The sequence below is a fragment of the Mitsuokella multacida DSM 20544 genome, assembly GCF_000155955.1.
GTDB lineage: Bacteria > Bacillota > Negativicutes > Selenomonadales > Selenomonadaceae > Mitsuokella > Mitsuokella multacida.
In genome coordinates this window covers 520,892-537,357 of record NZ_GG697142.2, presented here as the reverse complement: position 1 = coordinate 537,357, position 16,466 = coordinate 520,892, and the positions used below count along the sequence as shown (strand labels likewise).

Below are 16,466 nucleotides of genomic sequence, written 5' to 3'. Positions count from 1 at the left end.
TACCATGATGCGCCAAATCCCGCCACATGCAAAAAGTACGCAAAAAGACCCGCCGCTTAGCGACGGGTCTTTCATGATGCAGCTTTCATGCACCTTTGTGGATTTCCCAGATCAGCCGGATGCTCAGCACGAACGCGATGAGATAGCCGAGGAAGCCGAGCAGGGGAATCTCCATGATCTTCGGCGTCATGTTCGTCGTGCAGATCGTGCTGGAGCCCAAGAGCAGCGCCGCGCAGAGCACGGCGATGATGATCTTGTTGATCATGCGGTCGAGATGCCGCAGCGGCTCCTCGGCCCCTGTGAGGTCGAGGTTGACCTTCGTCTGACCGCTCATCGTCATCTTGAGGATGTCGGAGATCTGCTCCGGCAGCTGCGCGGACTTGCGCATGAGCAGCAGGCCCTCGCGCCGCATCTTGTCCATCTCCGCGCGCCAGCTGAAGTTCTTCTTGAAGTCGAGCGAGAGGCTCTTCGCGAAGATCTCGACAAAGCTGACCTTCGGGCAGCAGAGGCGCATGACGCCCTCGATCGTCAGGACGCCGCGCGCGAACATCGAGAGCCCCTGCGGGCAGGCGATGTGGTGCACGCGCAGGATGTTCATGATCTGGCGCGTCAGCACGCCCATCTGCAGGGACTTGAAGTCGAGCGAGCTGTACTGAGCCATCATCGAGTCGATGTCCTGGTAGAGCGCCGTGTGGTTGATGCGGCCGTGCACGACGCCGAGCGAGAGCACGGCCGCCTTCATCTCAAAGGTGTCGTGGTTCGCGAGTGCTAGGACTGCCTTGCGGATGGCGACGCGGTCGCGGCCCGAGAGGCGGCCCATCATGCCGAGGTCGAGCCAGATGATGCGGCCGTTCTTCACCCAGATATTGCCGGGATGCGGGTCGGCGTGGAAGTAGCCGTCCTCGATGATCTGCTTGACGTAGTTCTCCCCGAGATGGCGGCCGAGCGTGTTGATGTCATAGCCGTTCGCGCGCAGCTTATCGAAGTCGTCGATGCGGATGCCGTCGATGTACTCCATGACGAGCAAGTGCTGCGTCGAGAGCTGCCGGTAGACCTTCGGGCAGCCGACGTAATCGACATCGCGGTTCAGATGCTCGAACTCCTCGATGTGGTCGGCCTCCATGAGGAAATCCATCTCCTGTTTGGCGATCGTCCACATCTCGTCGAGGATCATGCCGAAGTCGAGGACATCCTGCGTGTGGCTGACGATCTTCAAAAGCGTCGCCGCGCGCTTGAGGAGCACGATGTCCTTGCTCATGATCTCGTAGATGCCCGGCCGCTGTACCTTGACGACGACCTTCTCGCCGCTCGCGAGCACGGCACGGTGCACCTGCGCGATGCTCGCCGAGCCCAGCGCCTCCTCGTCGATGGACTTGAAGACCTGGTTCCAGCGGCGGTTGTACTCTTTCTCGATGACCTCGAGGATGACGGGGAACGGCAAGGGCTTCGCGCCGGACTGCAGCTTCATGAGCTCATCGCAGTACTCCGGCGGCAGGAAGTCCGGCCGCATGCTCATGATCTGGCCGAGCTTGACAAATGTCGGGCCGAGGTCCTCGAGGACCTGGCGGAGCTTGACTGGCGTCATGCCGCGCACGACTTCGCGCTTGCGCAGGACACCGATCATCTCGCGCAGGCGCCCCGTAGCGCCTGCATCCTCTATCGCATTCTGCAAGAATTTATCGAGCATGCCTCATCGCCCACCCTTATCCTTACTTCATCTTACTTCTTGTACTTTTCCTGGAGCTGCTGGCGCACCGTCTCGTTCGCGAGGAAGTCGTCGTACGTCGAGAGGCGGTCGACGACGCCGTCCGGTGTGATGTCGATGATGCGGTTGGCGATCGTCTGGACGAACTCGTGGTCGTGCGAGACGAAGAGCGCCGTGCCCTTGAAGGCGATCAGGCCGTTGTTGAGCGCCGTGATCGACTCGAGGTCGAGATGGTTCGTTGGCTCATCGAGGAGCAGTACATTCGCACCCGAGAGCATCATGCGCGAGAGCATGCAGCGCACGCGCTCGCCGCCCGAGAGGACGGACGCCTTCTTCTGGCTCTCCTCACCGGAGAACAGCATGCGGCCGAGGAAGCCGCGCACGAACGTCTCGTCCGGGTCTTTCGAGTACTGGCGCAGCCAGTCGACGAGGTTGAGGTCGACGCCGTCGAAGTAGGCGGAGTTGTCAGACGGCAGGTAGGCCTGCGTCGTCGTCACGCCCCACTTGAACGTGCCCTCATCCGGCTGCTCCTCGCCCATGAGGATCTTGAAGAGCATCGTCTTGCCGATGCTGTTCGGGCCGACGAAGGCGACCTTGTCGCCGCGCTTCAGCGTGAAGCTGACGTTCTTGAGGACCTGCTCGCCGTCGACCGACTTCGAGATGCCGTCGACCTGCAGCAGCTGGTCGCCTGCCTCGCGGTCCGGCGTGAAAGCAATGTACGGGTAGCGGCGCGAGGACGGCTTGATGTCCTCGACCTTGATCTTGTCGAGCAGCTTCTTGCGGCTCGTCGCCTGCTTCGACTTTGCGGCATTGGCGGCGAAGCGCGCGATGAAGGTCTGCAGTTCCTTGATCTTCTCCTCGGCCTTCTTGTTCTGCTCCTTCTGCAGCTGCAGCGCGAGCTGGCTCGACTGGTACCAGAAGTCGTAGTTGCCGGCGTAGAGCTTGATCTCGCCGAAGTCGACGTCGCAGATGTAGGTGCAGACCTGGTTGAGGAAGTGGCGGTCATGCGAGACGACGATGACCGTGTTCGGGAAGTCGGCGAGGAAGTTCTCGAGCCAGTTGATCGACTCGACATCGAGGTGGTTCGTCGGCTCGTCGAGGAGCAGGATGTCCGGACTGCCGAACAGGGCCTGCGCGAGCAGCACGCGGACCTTCTCCTTGGCCGTGAGGTCCGCCATCTTCATCGTGTGCTCCTCTTCGGGGATGCCGAGGCCATTGAGCAGGCGCGCGGCCTCCGACTCAGCGTCCCAGCCGTTGAGCTCCGCGAACTCTGCCTCGAGCTCCGAGGCGCGCATGCCGTCCTCCTCGGAGAAATCCGGCTTTGCGTAGAGCGCATCCTTCTCGTCCATGATCTCGACGAGGCGCTTGTGGCCCATGATGACCGTGCGCAGGACCTCGTAGTCATCGTAGGCATAGTGGTCCTGCTGCAGGACAGCGAGGCGCTCGCCCGGCGTGATCTCGATCGTGCCGCCGGTCGGCTCAATGTCGCCTGCCAGCAATTTGAGGAAGGTGGACTTGCCGGCACCGTTCGCGCCGATGATGCCGTAGCAGTTGCCCGGCGTGAACTTGAGGTTGACGTCCTTGTAGAGGACGCGCTTGCCAAACTGGAGGCTGACATTATTGACTGTAATCATCGAGTGATTTCATCCCTTTCGATCTGGAAACAATTCTTGCGGTATTTATACTTGATTTTTATCTTACGCTCTATCATTCGGTCAGCATGGCGCGGAACATCGAGAGGATGCTCTGGCCGTACGTGTAGCCAGGCACGGCCCAGCGGCCGTTGAGGTCTTCCCAGGTGCCAAGCGTGCGCGTGCCGTAGGAGTCGCGCACGAGCTGGTAGCGCGGGTCGATAACCGGCTCGCTCGGCTCACGCGTCGACGAGTAGGCCAGGAGGTGCTGGATGTGCGCGCGGACGCCGAGCTGCGCCGTCGCGAAGAACGCGCCCTTGACGCCGCCGCCCGTCGTGCCGAGGCCGCAGAAGTTGTTCTGCTGCGGGATGACGTCGCCGCCGTAGCGGAAGAAGCCCGTCTCCTTGAGCGCCTGTGCAAAGGCGACATCCGGACGGATGCCCTCGCGCTCGCCCTCTTCATAGTAGTAGGAGACGAGCTGCTGCGGCGAGACCGTGATGTCCGGGTTCGGGTTATTGCTCAGGAGGTAGCGCACGCACTGCTCCTGGCTCGCGAGCGGCGTGCCGATGATCGAGTTGTCGTAGGCCGAGACGGTCTGCGGCACGGAGAGCTGCGTCATCTGCTGCTCAGCCTTGCCCGCCGGGTAGAGGATGTTGTGGATGCGCGACTGGAAGTCACTGCCGCCCGACAGCTCCTTCTCCGACGTCGCATGCAGCGAATCCTCGCCGCGCAGATCCTGGTGGATGCCGATCTTCGGCTCCGCCTGATGCTTGCGAGCCGGTCTCTGTGCCTTGGTCTCGACGACATCCGGTACGGCTACTGTGACCTCAGCGGTGCTCTGTGGCGCCTTGTGGGCACGCTTTGCCTCTGTGACGGATGGGGCATAGAACAGGAACGAACCGAGAACGACTCCCGTTAACAGATATTTTCCATACGAATTCCAATGCATTGACACGAATCGAAACACTCCTTATAAGATTGACACGAGAACACGATATACCAGTCACAAGATGGACCAGAAACCATAAAAGAAATACAAGAGGAACAGGACGGTCAGCGCGCGCAGCAGGCGGCTGACGTGCTCGCCCGCTAAGATGGCGAGGCTGACATAGGCGACGCAGGCAGCCCCGAGCCCCGCAGCGATATCCTGCGTCAGCGGCAGGATCAGGAAGAGCAGCCCCGCCGCCACTTTATCCGCAAGGCTCCCCGCAAAGACCGGCTTCATGCGAAGCAGGAGCGCGAGGCCCGCACCGGCGTAGGCTGGCGCGAAGATGCTCGGGAACGAGGCCATCGACTGCAGCGTCGGCTCCAGAAAGAGCGCGAGCGCGAGGAAGGCTGCCGTCCAATAGGCCATGCGGCCCGTGCGGCCGCCCATGGCCTGGCCCGCCGCCGACTCCGGCGCCGCCGTCAGCGGCATCGTGCCGAGCAGGCTGGCGACAAAGCTGAGGCCGCTCATGGATAGCAGTGACTTCTTCATCTGCCCGTCATCGATGGCCGAAGCAAGTGCCCGGAGCCCTCCCCAACCGGATAAGACAAGGAAGAGCACGAGGACGAGCGAGAGGTCTGCATAATCGCACACCCTTATATTTTCCCACCCGTTCATGAATATGAGCTGAAGACCGGTGCAATCGAGCCCTTCCGGCAGGAAAAACGGCGCGTCCGGCAGCACCCAGAAGCCGCCGATGAAGGCGAGCACGGCGCTCACGAGGACGCCGCCGAAGACAGCCCAGCGCGCCCCGACGGCCATGAGCGCGAGCATCGCGATGATGCCCACGAGGCTCAGGTAGGCCACGGGGTCCGCCATGTTGCCGAGCTGCACGGGTGCCACCGGTGAGCTCATGAGCAGATGGCCCTGGTAGAGGCCCTGCACGAGCAGCATCAGGCCGAGTGCGCCCTGCAAACCGTCCGCGATGCACGGGGGAAAAAGCTGGACGAGCCCCTCAAGCCTTCCCGGCCGCCGCGAGAACACAGCGAAGGCGAGTGCCGCCGTCAGCACGAGCGAGACGACAGCGCCCAAGAAGAGCACCATCTGCCAGCTCACGCCGTGCGCAAGCATGACGACGGCGACGAGCCACGAGGTCAAAGCGGCCCCCGGCGCCGCCGCGACGGGCAGGTCGAGCCGCGCGAAGACGAGCGTCCCCGCGATGGCCATGAGCACGGAGGCCGTGTAGATGCCCATAAACGGCGCCCCCGCCTGCACTAAGAGCGTCGGGATCAGCAACAGCGAAGCTGCCAGTGAGGCCGCTGTCAGAAAGCCCGGCAGCATTTCCTGCATGAAAAATCCCCCTTGAAATCAGACTAATATCCTCTATTTTATCATAGAATCTGCGGAATCTCCATCCATCTCCTCGCGACTCGCCAAAAAACGCGGCGGGATTCATACAATCTCCATGGAAGCGATGCTATAATGGGACTGTAATATCGGAAATGATCTAGGGGGAATCACCATATGAAAAAATCCATGAGGATGGTCAAGGTGGCCGCAGCGCTCGCCATCGTCCTGCTCTTCCTCATCATCCACCTGGCCGACCCGGCCTTCCTGCCGCATCTCTGGGGCCTGCTCTCGCGCGGCGACATCCAGGAGACGGCCGCCTACATCGCCTCCTTCGGCGAGTGGGCCGTGCTTTTCAGCTTCCTCTTGACGCTCTTCGTCAACGCGCTGGGCTTCCCGCCCGCCATCATCTTCTCGACGGCCAACACGCTGATCTTCGGCATCTTCTGGGGCATCTTCCTCTCCGTCGCCGCCGAGACGGTCGGCGTCCTCCTGAGCTTCGTGCTGCTGCGCTTCTTCTTCCGCGATGCAGCCGAGAAGATCATCAACAAGCACCCGACGCTTTCGAACCTCGACAAGTACAGCGGCAAGCGCGGCTTCGCCGTCATGCTCGTCGCGCGCATGGTGCCGTACTTCCCGTCCATCCTGCTCAACGCGCTCGGCGCGCTCTCTGCCATGTCGATGCGCGACTACGTCATCGCATCCTTCGTCGGCAAGTTCCCGTCGACGGGCATCGAGGCCATCATCGGCCACGACACGCTGACGCATCAGGAAGACCCGACGCGCCTCATCGTCGTCTGCATCTTCGCCGTCGTCCTCATCGCGGGCGCCTGGATCTACGAAAAGCGCGCGGCCAAGCACGCGCCCGAGACGTAACACCAAAGTCAGATGTTGCCGAGGTGGACGAAGCGCAGCCGCGCCTCCGCCACGCGCCTCAGCTGCTGCAGGGTCTCGACCGGCGTCATCGGGATATCCACCTGATAGCGTGGGAAGTAGCGCGAGAGGTGCAATGGCAGCTCTGCCGAGATCCCTGCGAGCCACTCCGCCTCCGCCGCCATCTCCGCGGCGCTGTCGTTCTTCCCCGGTATCACGAGCGTCGTGACTTCCACATGGACGCCATCTTCTGCCGCCATCTCGATGGCGGCTTTTGTTGTCTTGAGGTCGCCGCCGATCCAGTCGTAGAACGACTGCGTGAAGCCCTTGAGGTCGATGTTGACGGCATCGATGTACGGCAGCAGGTGCAGCCAGGAGTCCTTCTCGATCTGGCCGTTCGTCACGAGCACGGTGGCAAGGCCGACTTCTTTGAGGAGCCTTGCCGTGTCGTAGACGAATTCATAGCCGACGAGCGGCTCGTTGTAGGTGAAGGCCACGCCGATGTTGCCCGACGTCTCCTCGAGCCGCTGAGCTGCCGCCACGATTTCCTTCGGCGTCACGCGGTCCAGCGGCAGTCTCTGCCCCGCAAAGCCATCGAAGCCGGCCTGCGAGATCGTGTAGTTCTGGCAGAACGGGCAGCGCAGGTTGCAGCCGAAGCTGCCGAGCGAGAGGATGTGGCTTCCCGGATGGAAGTGGTAGAGCGGCTTCTTCTCGATGGGGTCGAGCGCCGCCGAAGTCAGGAGGCCGTAGTTCAGGGAGCGGATGATGCCGCCCTGGTTCTGCCGCGCGCGGCAGAATCCCGTCTGCCCGTCAGCAAGATGGCAGCGGTGCGGGCAGAGCCAGCAGACGGCTTTGGCTCCGGATTGCTCAGACATGGCGCGTCACCTCGAAGCGCCAGAGCGTGACCTTCTCCTTCGCGCCGATGTTGCCCTTGCGCCGCGCGATGGCGATCTGCTGCTCGACGGAGTCGACGCCCGCGAGGTCCGGCAGCAGCACGCCGCGGCGCTCGCCGTTCTGCACGATGACGCCGTAGCGCTTGACGTCGAGCTCCTTCGGCGAGTCGATGGGCTCCGGCTCGGAGAGCACGTCGACGTCGTAGACGAGCTTCGGCAGCTCGTCGGGCGTGACCTGTGGGAAGCGCGGGTCGTGCATGCCGGCCGAGACGGCGTTGCAGATGATCTCCTCAGCGAGGTTGCGGCGGCCCGGCGCCAAGGTACCGATGCAGCCGCGCAGCCGGCCGTCCTTCTTGATAGAGACGAAGCAGCCCGCCCGCCTGTCCTGCAATTCCTCTGGCAGTTCCTTCGGCACGGGCAGCATGGTGTGGCTGCGCGCGAACGTCTCAAGGCTCTCGCGCGCGAGGCGCACATAGGCGTCCTCCTGCTCGCGGACCTTGGCGATGGCCTGCGTCTCCGCATCAATGAGCTGGCGTCCGATGTCGCGCGCATCGTCCTCGCCCTCCGGCGTGAAGTAGGCGACGCCGTAGCCGACGCCAAACGTCCCCTCGTGCGCGAGAAGCTCAGCATGGACGCGCTGGCAGTCGAGCGCCCCCGCCATGATCCAGAACGAGCGCAGGCCGCACTCCGCCGCGCACTCCGCGAGGTCCGGCGAGATGGTCAGGAGCGAGAGGAAGTCGGCCTTGCCGAGGTCTTCTGTGACCGCTTCGTCAAAGACAGGGCCTTCCTTCGCGAAACCGTACGGGCCGTCTTCCTTGAGCTTGTGCGAGAGGTCGCCGCTCGCGATGAAAACGGTGCGGCGGCCGAGCTTCTCCGCCGTATCCTGGATCAGGCGGCCAAGCCGGTAGTGCACGTCAGCAGAGAGGCCCGAGAGGCCGATGCGCACGACCTTGACCGGCTTCTTGAGTGCCGGCTGCAGGAAATAGAGCGGGATCATCGTGCCGTGGTCGAGTGCAGGCTCCCGCTCGCCGAGGAAGCCCGCGGGCAGGTCCTCCTCCGCACAGGCATCCGCGAGCGCCTTAGAGAAGGCCGCATCGTACTCGGCCTCGATCTCGACCTCCGGGCAGCGGAACGCCGAGAAATCCCCCCGCGCGCTCTTTCCAGGCGAGATGTGGAAGTAGTCGCTGTACATCGTCGCATGCGGACTCGTGATGACGACGGTGTCCGGCTCCAAGTCCGCCGCCCGGCGCATGACCTCGCGGTAAGCCGCCGCCGTCTTCGCGATCTTCTTCTCCTCGCCCCTGCCGATCTCCGGCAGGATGATTGGCGGATGCGGCACCGCCATCGCAGCCACGATTGCCATAAAAATCCCTCCTCAACTATTGCGAAAGTATCACTAAAATCATCACTATGGAAAGATTACGAGAAATTTCAAAAAAATCCTGCCAGAATCGCAAGAAAATTGACAAGGTGAGGCAAACGGCCGCTGAAATGAAGTATAATGGTAGCAATGAAAACGACAGGAGGAAACTATGAAAACTATGTCCAGAAGAACCTTCCTCAAGCTCTGCACGAGCGCGCTCCTAGCGCTTGGCCTCGGGCGCTTCGTCCCGGCAGCTGCCGCGGGCCGCACGATAGAATACCCGCGCCAGATCATCACGGCAGATTCCACGACGAGCCGCACCATCATGTGGCAGGCAGAGGGCGCGCGGCAACAGGCCAGCTTCACGCTGACCTCTGCTGATGGTTCATCGCAGAACTATATACCAGAGACAAACACACTCGTGCAGGACGATACGACGACAACATTCTACACCGTGCGCCTCACGGGCCTGACGCCCGCGACGTCTTACGAGGGCACGATTGCCATGGCCGCGGAGACCGTCACGCTGCCGATCGATACGCCGCCTGCTGAGCTCACGGCCTTCGAGGCACTGCTCATTGACGACTCGCAGTGCGGCGAAACGTACGAGCCCTTCGCAGAGTTGCTCGCAAAGGCACTCGCGCGCCATCCGCAGGCCGCCTTCCTCGCCGACATCGGCGACCTCACGGACAACGGCCAGTCCGACTGGCACTGGCAGAGCTTCTTCGCGGCGCTGCTGGCCGGCCGCGCCAAGGCGATGCCGTTCGCGCCCGTCATGGGCAACCACGAGTGCTACGGGCTCGACTGGAAGTTCGCCCTGCCGCGCCGCTACCTCGCCTCATTCGCCGTCCCAGGCAACGGCAGCCGGACTTTTCCCGGCTACTACTATTCGTTCGACTACGGCCCCGCCCACTTCATCGTGCTCAACACGCAGTTTGAAGAGCTCGCGGAGCTGAAGCCCGGCCTCTTGCAGGAAGAGCTGCTCTGGCTCAAGCACGATGCCGCAGCCAGCCATAAGCCATGGAAGATCGTCCTGATGCACAAGGACGTCATCGCCTACGACGAGTACCAGCCAGGCACGGGCCACACAGGCGGCATCAGCGATGTCGGCCACGACTTCATGAAAGCGTTCGACGCGCTCGGCATCGACCTCGTGCTCACGGGCCACATGCACACGTACCGCAACCGCGGCCACATCTATGACGAAACGCCTTCTGACCATGGCCCCACCTACCTGATGTTCGGCCCCGCGGGCAACGAGCGCTACACCGTGCCGCCCGACACGGACTTTGACAAGGTCAGCCTCGACCAGTCCGACCCGGGCCGCTACCGCAACTACATGACGCTCGCCGTCACCCCGACCAAGTGCATCGCCACCTGCCACCTCGAAGACGGCACCACCGTCGACCGCGTCGTGCTGACGAAAAACACCCCTGCAACATAAAAAAACCGCAAGACGAGTCCGCCTGACTCCTCTTGCGGTTTTTTGCGTTTCACTATCTTTGTCTTTCGCGGTCTCAGCTCTCGAACGGCAGATGCATCGAGGCATACGACTCTTCCTGCGCTTCATCCGGCGTATAGTAGCGCTTCTTGCCGTCGAGTACGGCAATCTCCGCCATCTCATCCGGCGTCAGCGCGAAGTCGAACAGATCGATGTTCGCGCGCAGGTGGTCGGGATTCTTCGTGCCCGGGATCGTGATAAAGCCCTTCTGCACGGCCCAGCGCAGGATAATCTGCGCTGCACTCTTGTGGTACTTCGCGGCCAATTCATTGAAGACCGGCTCCTGCAGCAGGCCCTTGTCGCCGTGACCGAGCGGATACCAGCCCATGAGCTTCGTGCCGTACGCTTTGAGGCGGTCCAGCGTCTCGTGCTGGATGCAGTACGGATGCGTCTCGAGCTGGATGACATGCGGCTTGACTTCTGCAACGGCGAGCAGTCGCTCGAGCTTCTCGCCGTGGAAGTTCGAGATGCCGAGCGAGCGGGCCTTGCCCGCCTGATAGGCGCGCTCGATGTTCTTGTAGCCCGCGAGGAAATTGCCGGCCGGCTGGTGGATGAAGAGCAGGTCGACATACGTGACGTCGAGGCGCTTGAGCGTCTTCTCCACTGCATCTTCCTTCTCGTAGAGCGTCGGCCAGAGCTTCGTCGAGAGGAAGATATCCTCGCGCTTCACGAGGCCTTCCTCCAGCGCGCGTCGGATTCCCCTGCCAACAGCCTCCTCATTCACGTAGGCATTCGCCGTATCGATGAGGCGGTAGCCCGCCTTGATGCCCTCGTAGACCGAGCGCTCGGTATCCTCCGGGCTGATCATGAACGTGCCGAGGCCCAGCAGAGGGACCTTGACGCCATTGCTCAGATTCGTATACTCCATTTTCACAATGCTCCTTTTCTATCGTATCTATATCTTATTTTCTCGTATCATGCGCCCCATTCGTCGGGCAACTCAGCGAAATGGCTTGACCTTGCTCACGGCGTCGGCGAGCGTGATGGGTTTCTCACCATGGTCGCAGTCGAGCAGGACGTAGCGGTCGCGGCCCATGCCGAGCTCCTTCATGTAGCTGAGCTGGCGCAGGCCGTGGCGCGTCTCCATGCGCTCGACGAGGTCATGACGGTAGTGCTCCGGCAGCGCGTAGACGAAGTCGACGGAAGCCTGGTCGATGGCGAGGATATCGGTTGAAGCCAAGATGCCGATGTTCGGCACCGTTGGCTTCGCAGCCGTCGTGCCCGCACAGTCGCAGTCCACCGACATGTTGCGCAGCACATTGATGTAGGCGATGTGATCGCCGAAATGGTCTACCGTCGCCTTCGACGACTCCGTAATGCGCTCCATGAGCATTTCCTTGCTCATGGCCCACTGCTCGGACTCTGAGCCCGCATGGATCATCTTCTTGCCGATACGGCCGTCCGCGCAGCCGATGCCGATGTTCTTGTTGGAGCCGCCGAAGCCGCCCATCGTATGCCCCTTGAAGTGCGTGAGCACGAGCAGCGAGTCGTAATCCAGGAGATGCGCGCCAACGGACATCTCCGTGAACCACTTGCCGCCCTTGACGGGCAGCATGGCCGTACCGGACTCATCCATGATGTCGACGGGCGCGAAGTCCCAGCCGTTGATGGCCAGGGTTTTCCTGTGCTGCTCCGTCGTGTAGCGGTCGCCCTGATAATAGGTGTTCGTCTCGACGATCTTCGCCTCAGGCAGATCCTTCGCGATGAGCTCCTTGACCCACGGCCGCGGGATGATGTTCGGCCCGTGCGGCTCGCCCGTGTGCAGCTTGATGCCGACGCGCCCCGTGATGTTCGGCGCAATCTTCTCATACAGTTTGAGCAGTCCGGCGGCCGATAGGTCGCGCGTGAAGTAGACAACCGATTCGCCACCCTGACGCCCCTGCGGCGCATCGTAATGGTCGCCACCCGTTCCGGGCTCCGCCTTCGTCAATTCTTCTTCTTTGGCCTCCGCCTTCTTGATCTCGTCCGACGAGAAACCCGGCATGACCGCTGCCGCGGCCACCAACCCCGCCATCTTCACAAAACTGCGTCTCGAAAACTTGTCCATGACAAACACCCACTTTCTGCAACCAGCATCTTTATTTCCTCATCTTGCTGCATAGCCGCCAAATACTTCAAAATCCATTCCATCGAGTTCCGTGTCGATGCGCGCCACTTCATCCGCCGTCAGCTCGACGTCGGCTGCCGCGAGGTTCTCCTTCAGGCGGCTGAGCTTGCGCGAGCCCGGGATGGGGATGATGTACGGCTTCTTGGCGAGCATCCAGGCGAGCGAGAGCTGGCCGAGCGTCGCTTTCTTCTCTTCTGCGAGCCCCGTCAGGAAGTCGAGGAGCTTCTTGCCCTTCTCGTAGCCTTCCTCGGAATACTGCGGCATCTGCTTGCGGTAGTCCTGACTGCCCTCGAACTTCGTCTTCGGCGAGTACTTGCCCGTCAGGAAGCCGTTGGCCATCGGCGAGAACGCGACGAACGTTATGCCGAGCTCCTCGCAGACGGGGAACAGCGACTCATGCCAGCGCGCCATCATCGAATAGCGGTTCTCGATGGCTGTGACCGGGCAGACAGCGTTCGCACGGCGCAGGTATTCCTCAGTCGTCTCCGAGATGCCCCAGGCGCGGATCTTCCCTTCCTTGATGAGCTCTTTCATCGTGGCGGCCACGACCTCCGGCTCCACCTTCGGGTCGATGCGGTGCTGGTAGTAGAGGTCGACGTAGTCCGTGCCCAGGCGGCGTAGGCTGCCCTCGATGCTCTTGCGGATGGCCGTCGGACTGCTGTCGAGCGAGAGCGTGCGGTCTTCATTGTGGTAAACGCCCATCTTCGTCGCAATGACGACTTTGTCGCGAATACCCTGGAGCGCCTTGCCCACGAGCTCCTCATTGTACGAGGTCGAGCCGTCCGGCAATACGCCCGTATAGCACTCCGCCGTATCGAAGAAATCATAGCCGGCCTCTGCTGCCTCGCGCAGCGTGCGGACAGCCTGCTCCTTCGCGACCGGCTCGCCCATCGCATGACTGAAGCCCATGCAGCCGAGGCCGACCGGATTGACGAATACATTGCTTCGTCCCAAACGTCTCTTTTCCATCTATATCAATCTCCTGTTCTCTTTCTTTCAAGACCATTGTCTCAGCGGTCAAGCTTGCGTTCGTGCATCCACTTGACCATTGCATCGGCGACCTCGCGATTGTTGAGGTCTGCCATCATGAAGTGCGTGCTGCCCTTGATGCCGATGTCCGGCAGCGAGACGACGCTGACATCCGCGCCGTAGGAGCGCATGACAGTCTCCCACTTCTTGGCGAGATTCCAGCGCACGCGCCAGTTGTCCTGGCCCCAGTTCGCGACCGGCGTATCTCCCTTCGGGATGTTGTCGCCAAAGTAGATGACCGTCGGGATCTTCGTCAGCTTCAGGAAGTCTTCCATCGAGACTTCCATCGGCGTGGCCGGGAATGGGCTCGTCGTCTTCTCGACGGCCGGCGCCTGTCCCTTCGGGAACGGGAACGCACCCGGCTCCAGCGAAATGATGCCCTTGACGTGCTCCGACTGGATGCCCGTCAGCCAGCCAGGGGCGCCGCCAGCCGAATGCGTGACGAGCACGCCGTCACCGGCCTTATCCATGACAGCCGTCATCGCATCGGCGACGACCTGCTGGTCAAACGGCGCCGTATCCGGCGTCATCGCATGGAAGAACTGCTCCTCGGCTTCCTTGGTGCGCGGCACTGCGACATTGTCGTACGTATCCGGCCACTCGCCGATGCGGAACGTGTTGAACCAGAGCTGGTCATCCGGCTGTGCCGAGACCGTGCCCGGGGTCGTGCGGCGGCCGGCCTTGCCGCGGCCCGGTTCATCCACGACGTACGTCTTGTACCCCTTCTCAAGGAAAATATTCTGGAAGCCATCGCGCCCGTCCGGCGTCGTCTCCCAGGTCTTGCCCGACTGGCCGTAGCCGTGCAGGAAGACCATGCTCGTCTTCTTGGCCTTGACCGGCTTCTGGTAGAACACGTAAGCGTGATCGCCATGCAGCGTCTCGCCGGCGAAGTCCGTCGGCTTCGTGCCGTCATACGTGCCCGGTGCCGTCACCGTCTTGCCGCCAGCCATGAAACTGCCCTGGTCCTCAATCGTCACCGGATGCTGCATGGCAGAGGCCGGCTGATACGAGAAGCCGAAGCTGCCAAAACCCGCGAGCATCAGGGCTACCGCTGCTTTCTTCCAATAGTTCATCGGTTTCATCAAAAGACTCCTTTCTCTCCAGCCACGCCTCAAAGCTTCTGTGCCAGTTGCTCGGCTTCGCGGCGGTTCGTGGCCATGCCTCCATATGCATAGCCGTACATCGAGGCGAAGCGCTTCATCGTGTAGTCACCGGCTTCGAGCATCCACTTTTCCGGAGCGGCGCCCTGGAACAGGAAGAAGCACTTGCCGTGCAGGCTGCCCTCGGCAACGGGGCCGTAGAAGCGGTCGAGCAGCGTGCGCACCGAGCCGCAGATGTTGTGCCAGTAGACCGGTGAGCCGATGACGAGCACGTCTGCCTCGCGGATCTTCGCTAGGACTTCCTCGAGCTGGTCACTCGGCAGCTCCTGCCCGTAGACGTTGATGCGGTAGTCCGTCAGCATCAGCGTCTCGTATTCGTGGCCGGTGAGCAGTGCCTTTGCCAGATTTGCCGTATTGCCCTCGCGGTTCGGGCTGCCATTGATAAATAAGATTTTCATATCCAAACATCTCCTATCGAAATCTTGTCGATTCTTTGCTTATCGTCTGCAGAGGATCGGCCGCCCCGCCATCCCTCAACTGTCTTCATTATAGGAAAAACGAGACTCCGGCAGAAGTCTCGTTTCGTTAATGAGTATGAACCAGCGGTTATCGGCAGAAACTACTGGTTACTACAGGTAGATACTGGGAATTTATGAGGAAGTGGCATCAGCCGATGCCAACGATCCAGGCCACGAGCGGCATAGTGACAACCGACACCGCCGTCGTTATCTATGCTTTCGCATCATTTCTCTCGATGACTGTATTATAGCCACCCACGCGGCCTCGCAGAAGGCTCCATCAGTTAGGCAGTTTGAACCAACTGTTATCACCCGAGCTGTGCCTCCCAGAAGGCGACGGCACGGTCCAGCCAGCCCTCGGCGACTGTGCCATTGCCGAGTCCGAAACCGTGCGCGAGTCCTGGGAAAATCTCGAGCTCTGCGGGAACGCCGCCCGCACGCAGGGCATCGATGCGGCTCTGCACGGTGTGGCAGTCGGCAATCGGGTCCTCGTCGCCGACGCAACTGTACGTCGGGACCTCGCGCCCCGTGACCTCACTGAGGCCCGTGTACTGCAGCACGACGGCCGCCGGGCGCGGCAAGGCGCGCTCGCTCGCCAAAGGCGCCCGTGCCGTAGTCGCTGAGCCAGGCCGACATGCGCGCGCCGGCCGAGCCGCCCCAGAGCGAGTACCCTTCCATCGAGATGCCGAGCTCCTGCTCGTGCGCGAAGAGGAAAGCCAGCGCGCGGGCCAGGTCCTCACAGGCCGTCTTGGCACCGGGCCGGTAGATCAGCGCAAAGGCATCGTAGCCGCGCCGCGAGAGCGCCAGCGCGTGCGGGAAGCTGTCGTGGATGGCGCCGACGTAAACAAAGCCGCCGCCTGCACTGCAGACCGCCGTGCGGTGGCGTTTCGGCGCACGGCTGCGGAAGAAGAACAGGCCCGTGTCCCGCTTGGCCGGCATCTCGGCCTGCTCCGCCTCCGTGTAGATGGGATAGAAGATGGTCTCCCCGCTCTTCGCGTCCCCGTAGAGTGCCGTCAGCACCTCGATGCTCGTCTTCGTCCGTATCTCCGAATACCACGGCAGGAACGCGCGCAGGTCCGACAGCGTCGCCTGCCGCGGTATCGGCCACGTCGTCGGGAACAGCAGCCGCCCGAACGGTTTGAAGTACGGCGCATGGATGACCTCGCGCAGCGGTGTGCTGCCCGTGAACAGCGCCTTGCGTACCTGCCGCATCTTGACGGCCGGCCTGACGGGCTTTACTGGGCTAGTCTCGTTGATTGCTCTTGCATTCATCTGTCTCATAAGCATACTCATTCTTTCTATATCTTATTTGTATTCTGCCTCACTTACGGCAACACAGTGGTTTCCTCGATTCTCATGATAAAGAAAACGAGACTCCGGCAGAAGTCTCGTTTCGTTAGTCTGTATAAACCTGTGATTACAAGTGAGAACCGATGATTACAGGGGGCATCATGGGTTCAATGCTTCGTAATCT

General features: G+C 61.8%; 15 protein-coding genes. 2 read left to right on the top strand and 13 right to left on the bottom strand.

Translation table 11 applies throughout. From position 1 onward, the window contains the following. Positions 1-85: 85 nt before the first annotated feature. The 4 genes from MITSMUL_RS09295 to MITSMUL_RS09280 form a co-directional block, all read right to left on the bottom strand. Positions 86-1,687, bottom strand: coding sequence for an ABC1 kinase family protein (locus MITSMUL_RS09295; RefSeq protein ID WP_005842079.1), 1,602 nt, complete (start codon positions 1,685-1,687; stop codon positions 86-88). A 32-nt stretch (positions 1,688-1,719) separates the two neighbouring features. After that, a complete protein-coding gene (locus tag MITSMUL_RS09290; protein ID WP_005842078.1) occupies positions 1,720-3,339 on the bottom strand; it encodes an ABC-F family ATP-binding cassette domain-containing protein in 1,620 nt (539 codons plus the stop codon). A 73-nt stretch (positions 3,340-3,412) separates the two neighbouring features. Next, on the bottom strand, positions 3,413-4,291 hold the full coding sequence (locus MITSMUL_RS09285; protein WP_374938900.1) for a glucosaminidase domain-containing protein: 879 nt from the start codon (positions 4,289-4,291) through the stop codon (positions 3,413-3,415). Between the two features lie 48 nt (positions 4,292-4,339). Beyond that, complete coding sequence (locus MITSMUL_RS09280) at positions 4,340-5,611, bottom strand: hypothetical protein (protein WP_005842076.1); 1,272 nt, start codon at positions 5,609-5,611, stop codon at positions 4,340-4,342. 174 nt (positions 5,612-5,785) lie between these two features. Between MITSMUL_RS09280 and MITSMUL_RS09275 the strand changes: the two genes are divergently transcribed. Further along, positions 5,786-6,484, top strand: coding sequence for a TVP38/TMEM64 family protein (locus MITSMUL_RS09275; RefSeq protein WP_005842075.1), 699 nt, complete (start codon positions 5,786-5,788; stop codon positions 6,482-6,484). 8 nt (positions 6,485-6,492) lie between these two features. Here MITSMUL_RS09275 and amrS read toward each other — a convergent pair whose 3' ends face one another. Next, positions 6,493-7,356, bottom strand: coding sequence for an AmmeMemoRadiSam system radical SAM enzyme (gene amrS, locus MITSMUL_RS09270; RefSeq protein ID WP_005842074.1), 864 nt, complete (start codon positions 7,354-7,356; stop codon positions 6,493-6,495). Further along, positions 7,349-8,737, bottom strand: a complete 1,389-nt coding sequence (gene amrA, locus MITSMUL_RS09265; protein ID WP_005842073.1) for an AmmeMemoRadiSam system protein A — start codon at positions 8,735-8,737, stop codon at positions 7,349-7,351. The genes amrS and amrA overlap by 8 nt, the downstream gene beginning before the upstream one ends. Before the next feature lie 178 nt (positions 8,738-8,915). On the opposite strand from amrA, the gene MITSMUL_RS09260 reads away from it, so the two are divergent. Further along, positions 8,916-10,181, top strand: coding sequence for a metallophosphoesterase family protein (locus MITSMUL_RS09260; protein WP_040636149.1), 1,266 nt, complete (start codon positions 8,916-8,918; stop codon positions 10,179-10,181). Between the two features lie 73 nt (positions 10,182-10,254). Here MITSMUL_RS09260 and MITSMUL_RS09255 read toward each other — a convergent pair whose 3' ends face one another. From MITSMUL_RS09255 to MITSMUL_RS09230, 7 genes are all read right to left on the bottom strand, one after another. Beyond that, positions 10,255-11,106 (bottom strand): aldo/keto reductase, encoded by an 852-nt coding sequence (locus tag MITSMUL_RS09255; RefSeq protein ID WP_005842068.1) that lies wholly within the window; start codon positions 11,104-11,106, stop codon positions 10,255-10,257. 72 nt (positions 11,107-11,178) lie between these two features. Continuing rightward, positions 11,179-12,285, bottom strand: a complete 1,107-nt coding sequence (locus MITSMUL_RS09250) for a DUF362 domain-containing protein (protein WP_005842066.1) — start codon at positions 12,283-12,285, stop codon at positions 11,179-11,181. A 39-nt stretch (positions 12,286-12,324) separates the two neighbouring features. Continuing rightward, complete coding sequence (locus MITSMUL_RS09245) at positions 12,325-13,314, bottom strand: aldo/keto reductase (RefSeq protein WP_040636147.1); 990 nt, start codon at positions 13,312-13,314, stop codon at positions 12,325-12,327. A 41-nt stretch (positions 13,315-13,355) separates the two neighbouring features. Then, positions 13,356-14,447 (bottom strand): alpha/beta hydrolase, encoded by a 1,092-nt coding sequence (locus MITSMUL_RS09240; protein ID WP_040636357.1) that lies wholly within the window; start codon positions 14,445-14,447, stop codon positions 13,356-13,358. A 38-nt stretch (positions 14,448-14,485) separates the two neighbouring features. Then, positions 14,486-14,932: a flavodoxin family protein gene (locus MITSMUL_RS09235; RefSeq protein WP_005842060.1), complete on the bottom strand. Its 447-nt coding sequence runs from the start codon at positions 14,930-14,932 to the stop codon at positions 14,486-14,488. A gap of 368 nt (positions 14,933-15,300) precedes the next feature. Next, positions 15,301-15,573, bottom strand: coding sequence for an alpha/beta hydrolase (locus tag MITSMUL_RS13075; protein ID WP_248614833.1), 273 nt, complete (start codon positions 15,571-15,573; stop codon positions 15,301-15,303). Next, positions 15,527-16,264, bottom strand: coding sequence for an alpha/beta hydrolase (locus tag MITSMUL_RS09230; protein ID WP_248614832.1), 738 nt, complete (start codon positions 16,262-16,264; stop codon positions 15,527-15,529). Before MITSMUL_RS09230 ends, MITSMUL_RS13075 begins: the two co-directional genes overlap by 47 nt. Between the last annotated feature and the right edge of the window lie 202 nt (positions 16,265-16,466).

Coding starts and splice junctions, on each gene's coding strand:
- MITSMUL_RS09295 (WP_005842079.1), bottom strand. CDS start 1,687: ATGCTCGATAAATTCTTGCAGAATGCGATAGAGGATGCAGGCGCTACG.
- MITSMUL_RS09290 (WP_005842078.1), bottom strand. CDS start 3,339: ATGATTACAGTCAATAATGTCAGCCTCCAGTTTGGCAAGCGCGTCCTC.
- MITSMUL_RS09280 (WP_005842076.1), bottom strand. CDS start 5,611: ATGCAGGAAATGCTGCCGGGCTTTCTGACAGCGGCCTCACTGGCAGCT.
- MITSMUL_RS09275 (WP_005842075.1), top strand. CDS start 5,786: ATGAAAAAATCCATGAGGATGGTCAAGGTGGCCGCAGCGCTCGCCATC.
- amrS (WP_005842074.1), bottom strand. CDS start 7,356: ATGTCTGAGCAATCCGGAGCCAAAGCCGTCTGCTGGCTCTGCCCGCAC.
- amrA (WP_005842073.1), bottom strand. CDS start 8,737: ATGGCAATCGTGGCTGCGATGGCGGTGCCGCATCCGCCAATCATCCTG.
- MITSMUL_RS09260 (WP_040636149.1), top strand. CDS start 8,916: ATGTCCAGAAGAACCTTCCTCAAGCTCTGCACGAGCGCGCTCCTAGCG.
- MITSMUL_RS09255 (WP_005842068.1), bottom strand. CDS start 11,106: ATGGAGTATACGAATCTGAGCAATGGCGTCAAGGTCCCTCTGCTGGGC.
- MITSMUL_RS09250 (WP_005842066.1), bottom strand. CDS start 12,285: ATGGACAAGTTTTCGAGACGCAGTTTTGTGAAGATGGCGGGGTTGGTG.
- MITSMUL_RS09245 (WP_040636147.1), bottom strand. CDS start 13,314: ATGGAAAAGAGACGTTTGGGACGAAGCAATGTATTCGTCAATCCGGTC.
- MITSMUL_RS09240 (WP_040636357.1), bottom strand. CDS start 14,447: ATGAACTATTGGAAGAAAGCAGCGGTAGCCCTGATGCTCGCGGGTTTT.
- MITSMUL_RS09235 (WP_005842060.1), bottom strand. CDS start 14,932: ATGAAAATCTTATTTATCAATGGCAGCCCGAACCGCGAGGGCAATACG.
- MITSMUL_RS09230 (WP_248614832.1), bottom strand. CDS start 16,264: ATGAATGCAAGAGCAATCAACGAGACTAGCCCAGTAAAGCCCGTCAGG.